The following is a 15,510-nucleotide window of genomic DNA, read 5'->3' as shown; positions in this document are numbered from 1 at the left end:
GTTCCTTGGATCAGAGAGCCAATCAGGTCCTCGTGCGCTTCGTATCCATTCGCCAGGACGGCAGGAAGCGTGGCGTACTGGCGGCATAAGCTTCAAACTCAGAGCCGAAGCGCTTCTGCATCTCAGCCTCCTCGGTGATGGACAAGCGCGCATACATCACCAGCAGAACCGGGAACATCACGAGCGTGAGCAATGTCGGCCACTGCAGCAAGAAGCCGAGCAAGATGAGGACGAACGCCACGTACTGCGGATGGCGAACGCGCGAATAGGGCCCGGTTCGTGCCAGCTCGTTGCGGCGTTGCGCGTGGTACAGCACCTTCCACGAGGTGGACAACAGGTAGAAGCCGTAGCCGAGGAACAGGTAGCTCGCGATGTGCAGCACGCCGAAGTGGGGATCCCCTGTCTCTCCGAGCAGCGTGGACCACAGATGTCCCGAGTCGTGGGACAGCAGGTCCAGATTGGGATACTTCGTTTGAAGCCATCCCGACATCAGGTAGATGCTGAGAGGAAAGCCATACATCTCCACAAACAGCGCCACGATGAAGGCCGCGAAAGCGCCAAATGTGCGCCAGTCCCGCCCAGTCTGCGGCTTGAAGAAGCTGAAGGCGAACATCAAGAAGAGGGCCGAGTTGAAGACGACCAGCGTCCACAAGCCGTACGCCGAGGAAGCGTGCGTCATGGTTTCTCCTTCGACTGGATTTCGGGTGTGCCCGCGTCTACCGTGCCACCTCGGTAACTCCCATGACCGCCGTGCATGAACATATGCACCAACGGACAAGCAAGCAACAGCAGGAACGGCCAAGCGCCAAAAAGGTGGGCGCGGTGTTCGGCCAGCAAAAAGTAAGCTGCAACGGCGCCGAACACGAGCAAGCCGATTCCATAGCGTGATCGCCAGAACGTTTGGGCCTGGCCTTCAATGGGTTGTTGATGGTGTGTGTGGTTGGAGTTCATTTCGATGCCCTAGGGTCAAACTGTTTGCGCGGGTTGTGTTGAGCAGCCTTCATGTCCGAGCACGGAAATAGAGCAACGTGTCGGCGTCATCTGGGTTGCAGGTGCGTCTTCGTTACACCGTCCTCATCAGGTCAAGTAGGCAGCTTCAGAGGAGTGCGCCATTGGTGGGCTTGGCGCAGCGAGGCGCTGGCATTGCTTCAGTTCAGGCGGTCTTGCGTTCCAGCAAATACAACGGCCTTACCACCCACAGACGCTGACCCACTCAGCACAAAGGCTGTGGGTTCGTCGCCAGGCGCGCTACAGCGCAAGTCGCGAGTAGCGAACCCTTAGGGGAAGATCGGCGATGGGTGTTGCGGCTTCGACAACTCGGCGAGACGCAGAGACCAGTTGTTGCGACCCAGTCCACAAGGTCGCAAACCATGGCGCCAGACCCGGGTCGGTGTTTTCACCGCCCGAATGGACCTTGGTCAAAGCGTTCGCCCCTTCATCGCAGACCTTCAGGCACGAATCCTCACTGACATCCGAGTCATCCTCGTGGCCTGTGATGCTGCCAAGAAGTGCCACCGACTCGACGGTCGTCTGGCTCGTCGGGATCCTCCAAACGTTTGATTCCGTGGGATGAGGATCAGACCAGTTAAGCAAGCAAGCATTCGCGACGCCTGAAGCCAACGCGAACAGCATCACCAGCAAGACCACAAATGCGGTGTTGCGTTTGGTGCGAGTTTCGGTAAAGAACTTCATGGTGTATGCGTGCTGCTGTCGGTCGATCGTAGGATCCTCCGTAGATGAGTGGATTGATCTACATCAAGTGAACTGCGCGTGTGCGCAACGCGGTTTTCACAGCGATCAACGGTGAACGGTGAGCTAGGGGCAAAGGATTGGGGACACAAAAACACCTCCACGGTGCACCACACTCGCGAAGTTGTATGTACCCCACCGTACGCAAAGCCAACTGATTGCTTGTTGGGCATTGAAGAGGTTCGGCGGTTGTGGCTGAATCGGCAGCACTGTGTCCAGGCAGCAGACAGAAGCACATGCGACTGATACCCTCGCAACGTGCAGCGGCGTGCCTATTTCCGTGTGCTTTCATCCAGGTCATGACTATCAACAACCCGTGAATACTTTGTCCCCATTGCCACAACACCGAGCACCGCTAGGATCAAGCGATACGCTGAACAGCGCTTGCTTTTGCTTGAGTCTTGACAAGCAGGCAATGGCGCAGGCCCTTGATCAGGAAGTTGGGACGCCTGGTCTTTCAGCGCTGATTCAACAGCGCTGCCCTTTCCTGTTCTCGGCAGTGCCTGTCTTCGTGGCAGCACCACAGTTGCAGAAGATGGCTGAGGTCGTGCATGCGGTTGAATCGGTGGTGGCGCTGCCAGCCTATCGGGAACAAGTGCTGGCAACCGCACCCCCCATCGCGCGTTTGGGCACTCACGGCCCGCTGAGCGTCTTCTTTGGTTATGACTTTCACCTCAACCAAGGACGACTGGGGTTGATCGAGGTGAACACGAATGCGGGTGGCGCCATGCTCAATGCGCTGCTTGCCCGCGCACAGCGCGCATGTTGCACGGCAATTGATTCCCTGGTCCCCTTGCTCGCCAACGTGGTCACGTTCGAGGAGCGCATCGTGGAGATGTTTCGTCGCGAATGGGGCCTTTCTGGGTTGTCTGGAGCCCTCGGGCACCCGCGTCCACTGACGTCGATTGCCATCATTGATGGTTCTCCAGAGGAGCAGTACCTTTATCCCGAATTTCTGTTGTTTCAGCAACTGTTTGAACGACACGGCATTCGCACGGTCATCGCTGATCCGGGCGCACTTGAATGGCGAAACGGGGTCCTTTGGCATGGCGAGCAGGCCATCGATCTGGTCTACAACCGCTTGACCGATTTCTACCTGGAGGAGCCCAACAGCGCTGCACTGCGCGAAGCGTACGTGCAGGAAGCTGTCGTGCTGACACCGCATCCACAGGCGCATGCTCTGTATGCAGACAAGCGCCGCTTGGCACTGTTCAGTGACTCTGAAAAGATGCAGGCCCTGGGTGTTCCGGAAGCTGTGCAGCGAATTCTTCTTGAGCACGTTCCCTCAACCGAGTTGGTGAAGGCGGCCGATGCCCAGCGCTTGTGGGATGCGCGACGAAACCTGTTCTTCAAGCCTGTCGCTGGCTTCGGTAGCCGCGCGGCTTATCGGGGCGACAAGCTGACAAAACGGGTGTGGCAAGAAATTCTGGCCGGCGAGTATGTGGCCCAGGCCATCGTCTCACCGGGCGAGCGATTGATCGACAACGCTGACGCACCGACGATGGACGTGATGCCAAGCGACCCGAAAGCCCCCAAGGCCATGAAGTTTGACCTTCGCGCCTATGCCTACGGCGGGGATGTTCAATGGGTGGCGGCACGGCTGTATCAAGGGCAGACCACCAACTTTCGTACGCCAGGTGGAGGCTTTGCCCCGGTGTACAGCACTGCTGAATCATGGGGACGCGTCGTCGATTCCTGTGATGGCGACCTTGTCGATCAAGACAAGGAATCGGCGTATGCCTCATTTGTTTTCTTGCTGGACTCGAGCGATGAAGTCCACCCGGTCCCTCACGGCTTGTATGTTGCACTTGCTCGCGGTGAGGCAACGATTGAAGCCATGGCGGGACGGACCTTGCGTGTCGCTGATTGGTACGTCCGCTTGAATGGGGGGGCGCCCGAAACAGTCGTCAACGAGACCTACAGCTTGGTGCTTTTTGACGAACAAGGGCGAGCAAAACCAACGCAGGCCCCTCCAGCGCTATTAACACCAGGGGATCGTGCTGAGAATCGTGCATGGCCAACGGCTGAGGAACGAGCTCGAATGCAAGCTTTGCTGTTTGGCGGAGCCAGTTCTTCAGATCTGCCAGTCTCAGCGGTGCCACCCGGCACTAGCGTGTCGACTTGCTCGGACGCGTCAGTCAGCACCAGGGAATCGGCCTGTCGGTGACCGATGAATAGGAACGCTCGATACAGCACCAGCGCCAATAAAGATGCTGGTACTGACACTGGAAGCGAGCTTGGCCAGCACGAATTCTAGAGTCATTGCAGCAGATCACTTCTGCTTGGCGAGCCACTTGTCGAACTGAGCGATCTCTTTCTTTTGCGCCACGATGATCTGCTTTGCCATGGCCTTCATCTCGGGTGACTTGCCGGTCTTGAGCTGCATCTCGGCCATGTTCAAAGCTTGCTGGTGATGAATTTTCATCATCATCGCGAAGTCCTTGTCGGTATTGCCCGACATGGGCATCTTTTGCATTTCCTCCATGCCCATCATCATGGAACCTTTCATGTCGTGTGCACCTGTGGCGCCTTTGTGCATATCGGACATGGGCATCGTCGCTGGGCCTGTGGCTGGCGTGGACTGAGCATGCGCCGACACCGACATGAGCACAGTCAGCGAAACGGCGCACAGAGCCTTGACAGGGACAGCGGTGAAGCGTTTGGTGGTGGATTGATGGTTCATGTGACTTCCTTGAAGCTACCCGAAGGCGGGCTCACCATCATCGACAACGATGCTCGGATTGACTGTGCGCCAACGTACGCCTGCTCATGGGTTGCGAGGCTGTGTCGGGCCGGTTTCACATAGCAGGGAGGACGTCACCCATGCAAAAAAGGGATCGGTCATCACAACCGATCCCTTCACCACAACCGACCCATAGGATCGGATTGGCTAAATCACTTCATCGCTTTGATATCGGTGACGACCATCTTGCCGGCGTCCTGAATGACGATGAACTGGATCTTCTCGCCCACCTGGACCTTGTCCAGCATGGCCTTGTCCTTGACGTTGAACACCATAGACATCGGAGGCATGTCCATGTGCTTGATCTCGCCATGCTTGATCGTGACCTTGCCGTTTTCCTTGTCGATCTTGCGAATTTCGCCGTCGGTCATGGCGGGTGTCGCCGCCATGCCCATCTTGCCCTGATCCATTCCCATCTTTCCTTGGTCCATGGTCATTTGAGCCAGCGCGGGTCCAGCGAAGGCAAAGGAAAGGGCGACCGCTGATGCGGCCAGACTCAGGTTCAGTGTTTTCATGAAATGTTCCTTCAATCAGGTGTGTCTGTGGGTTGCAAGAATGGTGGTTTGTCGGCTTATTTGGTGGTCACTTTGATCTGCCCCTTCATGCCCGCGTCGTAGTGTCCGGGGTGAAGGCAGGCGAAATCAACGACGCCGCCTTTGGTGAAACGCCAGATGACCTCACCCTTTTGCCCAGGCTTCAGGGAAATCTTGTTGGCCTCATCGTGTTCCATGCCTGGAAATTTTTTCATCACTTCGTAGTGCTCCTTCAGCTCCTTCTCCGTGCCCAGGCTGAACTCATGCGGCACCTTGCCGGAGTTGGTGACGACGAAACGGACGGTTTCCCCCTTCTTGACGTCCACCAGTGCTGGCGTGAACCGCATGCTGTCGGCAGCGTCGACCTGAATGGTGCGGGAAGCTTTACTGGCGACGCCGGGCTCACCGATGGGCGATTCGTTGTGGCCGCCGCCGTGCGTGCCCGCCGCTGTGGCGGCTGACGTGGCTAGAAGGGCGGCAACGAACAAAAGGCTGGAACGCTTGGAAAGTGGGGCTTGGGTGAAGATCATGTGAACTCTCTGGATTGGTGGGTTGAGAAAGCAAGTGGGAGAAATGTGTAAAGACGGCTTGGTTCAGTGCTGCATGCCTTTGCCCATGGGCTTGACCGCTGTGCCCATCGCCGGGGTTGTGTCTGCACTGGCCTTGGGCCTGACGGCGGGCAAGGGCGCACCGGTCCATTCGTGCGCAACAGTGCCTTCGGGGAACTTGTACGGGCCAGGGTCCTTGTAGTCGCCCGGCTTCTGGTCCTTGCGCACCTTGAACACGGTGAACATGCCGCCCATCTCCAACGGGCCGAACTGGCCCGTGCCGGTCATCATGGGCGCAGTGTTGTCCGGAATGGGCATCTGCATTTCGCCCATGTCGGCCATGCCGCGCTCGCCCATCAGCATGTAGTCGGGCACCACCTTCTGGATCTTGTTGACCAGGCCGCGGTGGTCCACGCCGATCATCGTGGGCACCGCGTGGCCCATGGCGTTCATGGTGTGGTGGCTCTTGTGGCAGTGCATGGCCCAGTCCCCTTCTTCGTCGGCGATCAGCTCGATCTGGCGCATCTGGCCCACGGCCACATCGGTGGTCACTTCGTACCAGCGCGTGCTGGGTGGCGTCGGGCCGCCGTCGGTGCCGGTCACCAGAAACTCGTGCCCGTGCAGGTGGATCGGGTGGTTGGTCATGGTGAGGTTTCCCACACGAATGCGCACACGGTCGTTCAAGCGCACGTTGAGCGTGTCGATGGCGGGGAAGACACGGCTGTTCCAGCACCAGATGTTGAAGTCCAGCATCGTGTTGATCTTGGGCGTCTTGCTGCCCGGCTCGATGTCGAACGCGTTGAGCAGGAAGCAGAAGTCGCGATCCACCTCGCTGATGTGGGGATGCTTGCCCTTGGGGTGGGTGACCCACATGCCCATCATGCCCATGGCCATCTGGACCATTTCGTCCGCGTGCGGGTGGTACATGAAGGTACCCGGACGGCGCGCTTCAAATTCGTAGACGAAGGTCTTGCCTACGGGGATGGCGGGTTGGTTCAGACCACCCACACCGTCCATGCCGCTGGGCAGGCGCTGGCCGTGCCAGTGGATGGTGGTGTGCTCGGGCAGCTTGTTGGTGACAAAGATGCGCACGCGGTCGCCTTCGACCACCTCGATGGTTGGGCCGGGACTCTGGCCGTTGTAGCCCCACATGTTGACCTTGAAGCCCGGCGAGACCTCGCGCACCACGGGTTCTGCCACCAGGTGGAATTCCTTGACACCGTTGTTCATCTTCCAGGGCAGGGTCCAGCCGTTGAGCGTGACCACCGGGTTGTAAGGGCGACCGGTGGTGGGCACCAATGGAGGCGCTGTGTCCACCGAGGTTTGGTACACCGGCTCAGGCAGGGCGGCCATGGCAGACCGAGCGACGGCCAAGCCAGCCACTGAGGCAGCGGCGCCCGCAAAAAACTGTCGACGTGAATTGATGAGGCTCATGTTCTTCTTTCTGTGCTTTCAATGACCGGCGGCTGCTGCGGGCTCACCGCCGCCACCACCCAGGGATACGAAACTGTCCGGGGCACCGCCCTGCAGCACCCATTGCAGATCCGTTTCCGCAATCCAGAAGTCCCGCTGCGCTTCGATGGCACCGGCCACTGCCTGCGACTGGCTGGAAACCTCACCCAACAGGTCCCACACGCTCTTGAGCATGCCGTTGTAGTGAAGAACGGTTTCTTCGGTGATGAACTCTCGAACCTTCAGCACTTCTTCGCGCGCACTCACGGCCAGGGCGTGGCTGGAGAGGTAGGCCTGGCGAGCGAGGCGGGCGTTGGCGCTATTGCGCATGCCCTCGGCGCGCGGCAGTTGTGCAGCAATGGCCGCAGCGCGCTCGTCCAGCACTTGTTGCGACAAGGCTTGGACCGGCACATCGGGCAGACGGTCAGGCAGCGCAACAGCGCTGTGCATGCCGGTGAGGCCCAACGTTTTGATGAGTGAGGCTTCGGCCTGCGTGGCGGCGTTCTGTGCGCGTCGCACGTTCATCTTGGCGGATGACTGAGCCAGTTGAACTTGGGCCTGCTGGAGCTTGCTCCAATTGCCCACACTCACCATGCGGCGACCCAGCTCGTTGCCGGCCTCGGCGGCGTCCAGCGCATCACGGTGCTGTTTGAGAACCTGTCGCGCAGCCACTGCCTGAAACCACGCCTTGCGACCTTGAGCGGCGACTTCCAGCAGCTCGTCCATGTCGTCTACCTTGCGCTGATGGATGGGATCAAGCTCAGCCCATTGGCCTTTGGCAATCAAATCCACGTTGGCCGTACCGATCCTGTTCATGGGTTTGACCAAATCCAGGTGGGCCCGCCAGGCCTGGCGAACAGCGTCTTCAGCGGTCATGAGGCTCAAGCTGGGAGATGCCAACTCCTGACCTGCAGCAGCGGGAACGTTCTCTTTTTCCCACTTGAGGATGTCGGCATGGCCGCGTTTGAACTGTCCCACGGCGTCGTTGGCTTCGCGCCAGTTCTTCTCGGCAGGGGCCGGTGCAATCTGGGCGGAAACGACCATGGGGAGTGCCAACACGCCCAGAACGATGGCCCGCAGTGCAGAGGAAGGGTAACGTCGATGAATCACTGATTTGCTCCTGTTCAACTGTTTCAAGCTGGGAGCAGTGTGCAAAAGGCCACCCGTCACGAACCTGTCGGTTTCATTACAAAGTTGTCAGGTTCGGTTGCAATGGGCCGCTGGCAGTGAAAATCGCCGCAGGAGTGAACGTGAAAATCTTGATTGTTGAAGACGAACGCAAAACGGGTGAGTACCTGTGCATGGGACTGCGCGAGGCGGGCTACGCGGTAGAGCTGCTCAACAACGGTGTGGACGGATTGCACCAGGCGCTGGAGGGCGACCACGACCTCATCATTCTGGACGTCATGCTGCCCGGCATGGACGGCTGGCAGGTGCTCAGAGGTCTGCGTGCCCAGGGTCGAGAGATGCCGGTGCTCTTCCTGACCGCCAAAGATCATGTGGACGACCGCGTCAAGGGTCTGGAGCTCGGAGCGGACGACTATCTGGTCAAGCCGTTTTCGTTCTCCGAGCTGTTGGCCAGGGTGCGCACCATCTTGCGCCGTGGGCGCTCGGGTATGGAGCCAACCACCCTGCAGGTCGCGGATCTGGAGCTGGACCTGCTGCGCCGTCGGGTCACCCGCGCGGGCAAGCGCATCGACCTGACCGCCAAGGAGTTCGGATTGCTCGAATTGCTGATGCGCCGCAAGGGTGAGGTGTTGCCACGCTCGCTGATCGCCTCCCAGGTGTGGGACGTCAACTTCGACAGCGACACCAACGTCATCGAGGTGGCCATGCGCAGGCTTCGTGTCAAGGTGGACGACGGGTTTGAGTGCCGCCTGTTGCAGACGGTTCGAGGCATGGGTTACGTGCTGGAAGTGCCGGAGCACTCCTGATGATCCGGCGCTTGACCCTCACCGCACGACTCACCTTTCTGTACACCCTGGTATCGGCTGTGGTGCTTCTTGGCCTTGGCGTCTTGGTGGCGTGGTCCACCCATTTGCACTTCATCGACCTTGACCGCGACTACCTGCTGGACAAGGTGCAGCTCATCGAAAAGATCGTCGATGAAACGCCAGAGCCAGCCGAACTCGCGGCCAAGCTGGATGAATCGCTTAACAGCCATCAAGGCCTTTTCATCTCAATTACGCGCGGTGACGAACAGCTGTTTGGAAAAGGCGGCATCACGTTTCCAGCAGAACTCTCTGCGCGAAGCGCCGCAGATCAGCCCATGGACTGGACCGATGGTGAGCGGCAACTGCGAGGCATGAGCACTGAGATTTCCTCAGCGCAGATGCCCGGCGGATTGAGCAGTCCAGGTCAGAGCATGCGCCTGACGCTCGCGCTGGACACGCAGCACCACACCCATTTCATGCAGATGCTGCGCCAACAGTTGGCGGTCTATGTCCTCTTGGCCACCCTGCTCAGCGGCCTCCTGGGGTGGTGGGCAGCCCGCAGCGGTCTGGCCCCGCTGCGGACCATGAGAGAGCGCGCGCTCAAGGTCACGGCCCACAAGCTCGACGAGCGCATGCCAATCGACGCTGTGCCCGTGGAGATGGCGGAGCTGGCGCGCAGCCTCAACACCATGCTGGAGCGTCTGCAGCAGGATTTTGCAAAGCTCATGGAATTCTCAAGCGACATCGCCCACGAACTGCGCACGCCCATCAGCAACCTGCTGACACAGACCCAAGTGTCGCTGTCGCAGCACCGTGATCCAGATACCTACCGCGACATCCTCGCCTCCAACGCCGAGGAGTTCCAGCGGTTGGCGCGCATGGTGTCCGACATGCTGTTTCTGGCGAAGACGGACCACGGCATCCAGCTGCCGAATCGCGAAGACGTCGCACTCGAAGACGAGGCAAAGAGCCTTCTGGATTTCTACGATGCGGTCGCCGAGGACAAAGAACTTCGCCTTCGGGTGGTGGGAGCGGGTAGCGTGGTGGGTGATCGACTGATGATTCGGCGAGCCATCAGCAACTTGCTGTCCAATGCGCTGCGGCACGCCCACCCTCGCACCGATGTTGCGCTGACTGTCGAGACCCAGATGAATGGCACCAGTTTGTGTGTCACCAACACGGGCGATCCGATCAATGCAGCAGACCTGCCGCGCCTGTTTGATCGCTTCTATCGCGTGGACAAGGCGCGCGCGCATCCCTCATCCGATGGTGCTGGCCTGGGTCTGGCCATTACCAAGGCCATCATGCTTGCTCACGGTGGGAGCGCGTCGGTTACTTCGTCGGAAGGAACAACGCGGTTCTGCCTGCAGTTTCCGGGCTCTCATGGGCCTCGTTCTCTTCGCGTCGCCAGCAGCCAAATCCAGACGAGCGCGAGCGCCGAGTAGTTGGCGACGACAAACCAAGGCGTGTTCCAGGCAACGCCATCAAATCCCCGGTAGGTGAGCGGGTAGAGGACTGGAGACGGAAAGAAATCGTCCGAGTGGGTGAATACATCAATGAGGATGTGCGACCACCATCCGGCCAACGGCAGCCAGAAGACACGAGACCATCGCCAAGCGACCAGCGTCACTGCCATGGCGATCACCCCGCTGTGAAAGATGCAGTGGAGATGGTGCGACCACAGTTCCACGCTCTCGGGTAAAGGCTGCACCCTTTCCGGCAGCGCTCGGACATAGGTCATGAACTCGGCCGGCAGCCCGTTGAAGAGAGCCCACGCCGCCACAGGCAACATGTGCATCAGATCCGGCAACGCCGCCATTGCGGCAGTGGCAAGACCAGTTGCAACGGGTATTGGCCGATGGCGTAACAGCAGGACGACGCCCGCTCCCGCCCACAGCGCATGTGCAGCAATGTCCACGTTGGCCTCCAAGAACAGATTGGCTCGCGCTGAACAGTCTACGGTGCCTTGTTTGTTCAGGCTCTCCAATCAGGCAAGCGCAGTCAATCTGCGCGCCATAGAATCCAGCCATGCGCCGCTTGCTCGTCCTCGTCCTGTGTCTGCTGCTGCCCCTGCAGGGATTTGCGGCAGTGCAGGGCGTTGCCGCGCCATGCCCCATGCAGGGCATGATGGCCATGGCGGACGAAGCCGGCGAGATGGCAGAGTCCCTGGCCGAGGCCATGGACGATTGCTGCAACGACATGGCCACCTTCGAGCGCACCGGCCAAGCTTGCAAGGTCGTTCAGAGTTGTGTCGCCCCCGCTGCGGGCTTGCCCTGTCTGCCTTCTCTCGTGGTCCAGACCCCGGCCACCCAGGACCCTCCAGCGCCCGCCTGGCGCAGTCTTCCTCCGGGCGCAACCACGCGCCTGTGGCGCCCGCCCACTTCCGTCTGATTCCCCGCACAGCGCAGCCCACCCGCCGGTGGCGCTGCTGTCGCGCGCTGTCAGGGCTTTTGCGCCCGGGCGTGCCTGCTCCGGAGCTCAGACATGGAACACCCTTCGCTTTTTCTTGCACGCGCCGTGCTGGCCCTCGCTGGCCTGCTTGCGCTGATCACACCCGCTGCCGCCGATGAACCCCTGAGCCTGGGCGCTGCGGTGAGCGCCGCCCTGGCGCGATCGCGCAGTCTCGACGCATCAACCGCCGCCGCGCAAGGCGCGCGCGAGATGGCGGTGGCGGCTGCGCAGCGACCCGACCCGGTGCTGCGCCTGTCGCTGGACAACCTGCCGGTGGATGGGCCTGAGCGCTTCAGCACCACGCGCGATTTCATGACCATGCGTTCCATCGGCCTCATGCAGACCCTGCCGAACGCGGACAAGCGCCGCGCCCGGGGTGAGCGATTCGAGCGCGAGGCCGAGGCAGCGCTGAGCGAACGAGCGCAGCGGGTGGCCCTACTGCAGACCGAGGTGGCGCAGGCCTGGCTGGAGCGCCGCATGCAGGAGCAGCGATGGGCGTTGCTGCAGGCGCAGATCACCGAGGCGCGTGTGCTGGTGCAGACCACCGAGGCAGCTCTTCGCGGTGGACGGGGCTCCACGGCCGATGCGTTGAGCGCGCGCGAAGCACTGGCCCAGCTGGAGCAAGGCCTGATCGGCGCGCAGGCAGAGCGCGCCAACGCCCGCCTCACGCTGGCGCGCTTCACCGGTGGGCCGCCCGACCAGCCGCTGGCCGATCCGCCGCCGATGCCGTTCAACCCCGCACCCGTCAACACAGCAGACGAGTTGCCGGACCTCAAAGCCCTGCAAGCCCGCGAAGCCGTGGCCCGGGCGGAGGCCGAAGTGGCCCGCCAGGAGCTCAAGCCCGACTGGAGCGCCGAGATCATGTTCAGCCAGCGCGGCTCGCAGTTCTCCAACATGGTGTCGATCGGCGTGTCGGTGCCGCTGCAATGGGACCGGCCGCAGCGCCAGCAACGCGAGCTCGCTGCACGCCTGGCCCGCGTGAATGAGCTGGAGGCCGAGCGGGAGGAGCAGACGCGTGAGCGGGTGCTGCAGGTTCAGCGCTGGCAGCGGGAGTGGCAGGCCGGGCTGGACCGCCTCGCGTTGCTGGACGCCCAACGCCAGCCGCTGGCCGCGCAGCGCGTGGACGCTGCGCTGGCCGCTTACCGGGGCGGGCGCGAAGGCCTGGGCCCGGTGCTGCAGGCGCGCCGCGATGCGCTGAACCTCGCGCTCGAACGCCTGGCGCTGGAGCGCGACACCGCCGGCCTGTGGGCCCAACTCGAATACCTCATCCCAGACAGCGCGACCGGAGTGAAGCCATGAACAAAAAAACATCCTTCGTCGCGCTCGCTGCGGTGGCGGCGCTCGTTGCCGTGGGCGGTGGCGCCTGGTGGCTGGGCATGCAGCAGGGCATGGGCCACACCACGCCGGCCAGCGCGCAGCCTGTGGCAAGCGCCACCGCCAGCGACGACCCGTCGCTGTGGACCATCCCGCAAGGCGAAGAAGCCACGCGCCGGCACATCCGCGAATCGCTCAAGGCCGGTGATGTGGACCCGGCCACGGGCCGGCGCATCCTGAACTACCACGACCCCATGGTGCCGGGCAAGAACTTCGAGGCACCGGCCAAGTCGCCCTTCATGGACATGATGCTGGTGCCGCGTTACGCCGGCAGCGATGCGGCAGACGCCAGCAGCGTCACGGTGAGCCCACGCATCCAGCAGAACCTGGGGCTGCGCACAGCGCCGGTGGTGGAAGGCTCGCTGGTGTCGGCGGTGACGGCGGTGGGCAACGTGGCCTGGAACGAGCGCGAGCGGGTGGAGCTGAGTTCGCGCGCCATGGGGTTCGTGGAGAAGCTGCATGTGAAAGCGGCGCTGGACCGCGTGGCGGCTGGCGCGCCACTCGCAGAGCTCTACGTGCCCGACTGGGTGGCTGCCCAGGAGGAGTACCTGGCGCTGGCGCGCCTGACGGGCGATGGCACCGACTCACTGCAGGATGCGGCGCGCCAGCGCATGCGCCAGGCCGGCATGACACCTTCGCACATCCAGCGCGTGGTCACCTCGGGACAAGTGCAAGCGCGGTTCACGCTCACCGCGCCCATCGCCGGCATCGTGAGCGAACTCATGGTGCGCGAAGGCGCCACCGTGATGCCGGGAATGACGCTGATGCGCCTGCAAGGCACGCGCACCGTTTGGGCCGAGGGGGCCGTGCCCGAGAGCCAGGCCGCGCTGCTGCAACCGGGCGCGCGGGTGCGCACCACCAGCCCCGGCGCGCCGGGTCAGACCTTTGAGGGCCGGGTGCAGGCGCTGCTGCCCGAGGTGGACGCGGTCACGCGCACCATCCGTGCACGGGTCGAGCTGGCCAACCCGCAGGGGCGGCTGGTGCCCGGCATGCTGGTGAGCATGCGGCTGGACCGCCCGAAGGCCGCGACCACCCTGCTGGTGCCCAGCGATGCGGTGATCCACACCGGGCGGCGTAGCGTGGTGATGGTGGCCGAGGACGGCGGGCGCTTCCGCCCGGTGGAGGTGACCGCGGGCCTGGAGGTGGGGGGCCAGACCGAGATCAGCGCGGGGCTGCAAATGGGTCAGCGCGTGGTGCTCTCCGGGCAGTTCCTGATCGACTCCGAAGCCAGCCTGCGCGGGTTGGAGGCGCGACTCAACCAAGAGCCTGCACCTCCGTCCACCGCCACCCAACAGCGCTACACCACCGACGCGGTGATCGATGCACTCAGCGGCGACACGGTCACGCTCACGCACCCGCCGATCCCGGCACTGAAATGGCCGCAGATGCAGATGGACTTCAGGCTGCCGCCACGCGCTCAGCAGCCACGCGATCTCGAAGCCGGCGACCGGCTGCAGATCGAGTTTGAAATGCAGGACGGCGACGTGCCGCGCATCACCAGCCTGCAGCGCGTGGCACCGGAGCCGCGCCAATGATCGCCGGGCTGATCCGCTGGAGCATCGCGAACCGCTTTCTCGTGCTGCTGGCCACCGCGCTGCTCAGCGCCTGGGGCGTGGTGGCCCTGCAGCGCACGCCGCTGGACGCTTTGCCCGACCTCTCCGACACGCAGGTGATCATCCGCACCACCTGGCCCGGGCAGGCGCCGCAGATCGTGGAGAACCAGGTCACCTACCCGCTGACCACCACCATGCTCTCGGTGCCGGGCGCTCGCGCAGTGCGCGGCTTCTCGATGTTCGGCGACAGCTTTGTGTACGTGCTGTTTGAAGACGAGGTGGACCCGTACTGGGCGCGCTCGCGTGTGCTGGAGTACCTCAACCAGGTGCAGGCGCGCCTGCCGCGCGGGGCTACCTCATCCATCGGGCCCGACGCCACGGGCGTGGGCTGGATCTACCAGTACGCCCTGATCGACCGCACCGGCGGGCAGGACGTGGCGCAGCTGCGCGCCCTGCAAGACTGGTTCGTGCGCTTCGAGCTCAAGACCGTGCCCGATGTGGCCGAGGTCGCCAGCGTGGGCGGCATGGTCAAGCAGTACCAGATCGTGCTCGACCCCGACAAGATGGCCGCCTACCGCGTGACGCAGGCCATGGTGGCCGAGGCGGTCTCGCGCGGCAACCAGGAGGCCGGGGGCTCGGTGCTGGAGCTGGGCGAGGCCGAGTACGCGGTGCGCGCCAGCGGCTACCTGAAGACGCTCGACGACTTCCGCTCCATCCCGCTCATCACGAGCAACGCTGGTGTGTCGGTGCGGCTGGGTGATGTGGCGCGGGTGCAGACCGGGCCCGAGATGCGGCGCGGCATCGGCGAGCTCAATGGCGAAGGCGAGGCTGTGGGTGGTGTGGTGGTGATGCGCTCGGGCAAGAACGCGCTGCAGACCATCGCGGCAGTGAAGACAAGGCTGGCCGAGCTGCAGCGCAGCCTGCCCGCCGGTGTGGAGATCGTGCCGGTGTACGACCGCTCGGGCCTGATCGAGCGTGCGGTGAAAAACCTCGGTGAGAAGCTGCTGGAGGAGTTCATCGTGGTGGCGTTGGTGTGCCTGGCCTTTTTGTTCCATCTGCGCAGTGCGCTGGTGGCCAGCATCTCGCTGCCGCTGGGTGTGCTGATGGCGTTCATCGTGATGCAGCAGCAGGGCATCAACGCCAACGTGATGTCGCTCGGCGGCATCGCCATTG

General features: G+C 62.5%; 16 protein-coding genes. 7 read left to right on the top strand and 9 right to left on the bottom strand.

All coding sequences use genetic code 11. From position 1 onward, the window contains the following. Positions 1-22: 22 nt before the first annotated feature. The 3 genes from Q1W68_RS10080 to Q1W68_RS10070 all read right to left on the bottom strand — a co-directional run bounded on the left by Q1W68_RS10080 (position 23) and on the right by Q1W68_RS10070 (position 1,692). Positions 23-679: an isoprenylcysteine carboxylmethyltransferase family protein gene (locus Q1W68_RS10080; RefSeq protein ID WP_300653894.1), complete on the bottom strand. Its 657-nt coding sequence runs from the start codon at positions 677-679 to the stop codon at positions 23-25. Continuing rightward, entirely contained in the window at positions 676-951 is a 276-nt protein-coding gene (locus Q1W68_RS10075) for a DUF2933 domain-containing protein (protein WP_300653896.1), read from the bottom strand. Before Q1W68_RS10075 ends, Q1W68_RS10080 begins: the two co-directional genes overlap by 4 nt. 297 nt (positions 952-1,248) lie before the next feature. Next, on the bottom strand, positions 1,249-1,692 hold the full coding sequence (locus tag Q1W68_RS10070; protein ID WP_300653899.1) for a hypothetical protein: 444 nt from the start codon (positions 1,690-1,692) through the stop codon (positions 1,249-1,251). A gap of 451 nt (positions 1,693-2,143) precedes the next feature. On the opposite strand from Q1W68_RS10070, the gene Q1W68_RS10065 reads away from it, so the two are divergent. After that, on the top strand, positions 2,144-3,916 hold the full coding sequence (locus tag Q1W68_RS10065) for a hypothetical protein (protein ID WP_300716485.1): 1,773 nt from the start codon (positions 2,144-2,146) through the stop codon (positions 3,914-3,916). Between the two features lie 105 nt (positions 3,917-4,021). Here Q1W68_RS10065 and Q1W68_RS10060 read toward each other — a convergent pair whose 3' ends face one another. From Q1W68_RS10060 to Q1W68_RS10040, 5 genes are all read right to left on the bottom strand, one after another. Then, positions 4,022-4,432: a DUF305 domain-containing protein gene (locus tag Q1W68_RS10060; RefSeq protein ID WP_300716483.1), complete on the bottom strand. Its 411-nt coding sequence runs from the start codon at positions 4,430-4,432 to the stop codon at positions 4,022-4,024. A 212-nt stretch (positions 4,433-4,644) separates the two neighbouring features. After that, positions 4,645-5,007, bottom strand: a complete 363-nt coding sequence (locus Q1W68_RS10055) for a copper-binding protein (protein WP_300716481.1) — start codon at positions 5,005-5,007, stop codon at positions 4,645-4,647. Between the two features lie 56 nt (positions 5,008-5,063). Next, the gene (locus tag Q1W68_RS10050) at positions 5,064-5,555 is read right to left on the bottom strand and encodes a cupredoxin family protein (RefSeq protein WP_056276575.1); all 492 of its coding nucleotides are present in this window, start codon (positions 5,553-5,555) and stop codon (positions 5,064-5,066) included. A 63-nt stretch (positions 5,556-5,618) separates the two neighbouring features. Next, positions 5,619-7,007 (bottom strand): copper oxidase, encoded by a 1,389-nt coding sequence (locus tag Q1W68_RS10045; RefSeq protein WP_300716478.1) that lies wholly within the window; start codon positions 7,005-7,007, stop codon positions 5,619-5,621. An 18-nt stretch (positions 7,008-7,025) separates the two neighbouring features. Further along, positions 7,026-8,069 carry a hypothetical protein gene (locus Q1W68_RS10040; RefSeq protein WP_300716475.1) on the bottom strand — a complete coding sequence of 348 codons (1,044 nt, stop codon included), beginning with the start codon at positions 8,067-8,069 and terminating at the stop codon, positions 7,026-7,028. Between the two features lie 206 nt (positions 8,070-8,275). Here Q1W68_RS10040 and Q1W68_RS10035 point away from each other — a divergent pair, with 206 nt between their 5' ends. Then, a complete protein-coding gene (locus Q1W68_RS10035) occupies positions 8,276-8,959 on the top strand; it encodes a heavy metal response regulator transcription factor (RefSeq protein ID WP_056277296.1) in 684 nt (227 codons plus the stop codon). Between the two features lie 11 nt (positions 8,960-8,970). Beyond that, positions 8,971-10,404, top strand: coding sequence for a heavy metal sensor histidine kinase (locus Q1W68_RS10030; RefSeq protein ID WP_366146698.1), 1,434 nt, complete (start codon positions 8,971-8,973; stop codon positions 10,402-10,404). On the opposite strand, the gene Q1W68_RS10025 is transcribed toward Q1W68_RS10030, so the two are convergent. Further along, complete coding sequence (locus Q1W68_RS10025) at positions 10,341-10,877, bottom strand: hypothetical protein (RefSeq protein WP_300653916.1); 537 nt, start codon at positions 10,875-10,877, stop codon at positions 10,341-10,343. The genes Q1W68_RS10030 and Q1W68_RS10025 overlap by 64 nt on opposite strands. 110 nt (positions 10,878-10,987) lie before the next feature. Here Q1W68_RS10025 and Q1W68_RS10020 point away from each other — a divergent pair, with 110 nt between their 5' ends. The 4 genes from Q1W68_RS10020 to Q1W68_RS10005 all read left to right on the top strand — a co-directional run. Further along, positions 10,988-11,350, top strand: coding sequence for a hypothetical protein (locus Q1W68_RS10020; RefSeq protein ID WP_300716466.1), 363 nt, complete (start codon positions 10,988-10,990; stop codon positions 11,348-11,350). A gap of 93 nt (positions 11,351-11,443) precedes the next feature. Continuing rightward, positions 11,444-12,709: a TolC family protein gene (locus Q1W68_RS10015; RefSeq protein ID WP_300716463.1), complete on the top strand. Its 1,266-nt coding sequence runs from the start codon at positions 11,444-11,446 to the stop codon at positions 12,707-12,709. After that, positions 12,706-14,319 (top strand): efflux RND transporter periplasmic adaptor subunit, encoded by a 1,614-nt coding sequence (locus tag Q1W68_RS10010; protein WP_300716461.1) that lies wholly within the window; start codon positions 12,706-12,708, stop codon positions 14,317-14,319. The genes Q1W68_RS10015 and Q1W68_RS10010 overlap by 4 nt, the downstream gene beginning before the upstream one ends. Then, the coding region (locus tag Q1W68_RS10005; RefSeq protein ID WP_300716460.1) for an efflux RND transporter permease subunit at positions 14,316-15,510 on the top strand (1,195 nt) is incomplete at its 3' end. The genes Q1W68_RS10010 and Q1W68_RS10005, both read left to right, overlap by 4 nt.

It is taken from the genome of Hydrogenophaga sp. (assembly GCF_030158645.1).
In the GTDB taxonomy this organism is placed as follows: Bacteria; Pseudomonadota; Gammaproteobacteria; order Burkholderiales; family Burkholderiaceae_C; genus Hydrogenophaga.
This window is presented reverse-complemented; position numbering and strand designations above follow the sequence as displayed.

Excerpts from the sequence above, each read along its gene's own strand:
- Q1W68_RS10050 (WP_056276575.1), bottom strand. The coding sequence starts at position 5,555 with ATGATCTTCACCCAAGCCCCACTTTCCAAGCGTTCCAGCCTTTTGTTC.
- Q1W68_RS10070 (WP_300653899.1), bottom strand. The coding sequence starts at position 1,692 with ATGAAGTTCTTTACCGAAACTCGCACCAAACGCAACACCGCATTTGTG.
- Q1W68_RS10075 (WP_300653896.1), bottom strand. The coding sequence starts at position 951 with ATGAACTCCAACCACACACACCATCAACAACCCATTGAAGGCCAGGCC.
- Q1W68_RS10045 (WP_300716478.1), bottom strand. The coding sequence starts at position 7,007 with ATGAGCCTCATCAATTCACGTCGACAGTTTTTTGCGGGCGCCGCTGCC.
- Q1W68_RS10010 (WP_300716461.1), top strand. The coding sequence starts at position 12,706 with ATGAACAAAAAAACATCCTTCGTCGCGCTCGCTGCGGTGGCGGCGCTC.
- Q1W68_RS10015 (WP_300716463.1), top strand. The coding sequence starts at position 11,444 with ATGGAACACCCTTCGCTTTTTCTTGCACGCGCCGTGCTGGCCCTCGCT.
- Q1W68_RS10055 (WP_300716481.1), bottom strand. The coding sequence starts at position 5,007 with ATGAAAACACTGAACCTGAGTCTGGCCGCATCAGCGGTCGCCCTTTCC.
- Q1W68_RS10080 (WP_300653894.1), bottom strand. The coding sequence starts at position 679 with ATGACGCACGCTTCCTCGGCGTACGGCTTGTGGACGCTGGTCGTCTTC.
- Q1W68_RS10060 (WP_300716483.1), bottom strand. The coding sequence starts at position 4,432 with ATGAACCATCAATCCACCACCAAACGCTTCACCGCTGTCCCTGTCAAG.
- Q1W68_RS10020 (WP_300716466.1), top strand. The coding sequence starts at position 10,988 with ATGCGCCGCTTGCTCGTCCTCGTCCTGTGTCTGCTGCTGCCCCTGCAG.
- Q1W68_RS10040 (WP_300716475.1), bottom strand. The coding sequence starts at position 8,069 with ATGGTCGTTTCCGCCCAGATTGCACCGGCCCCTGCCGAGAAGAACTGG.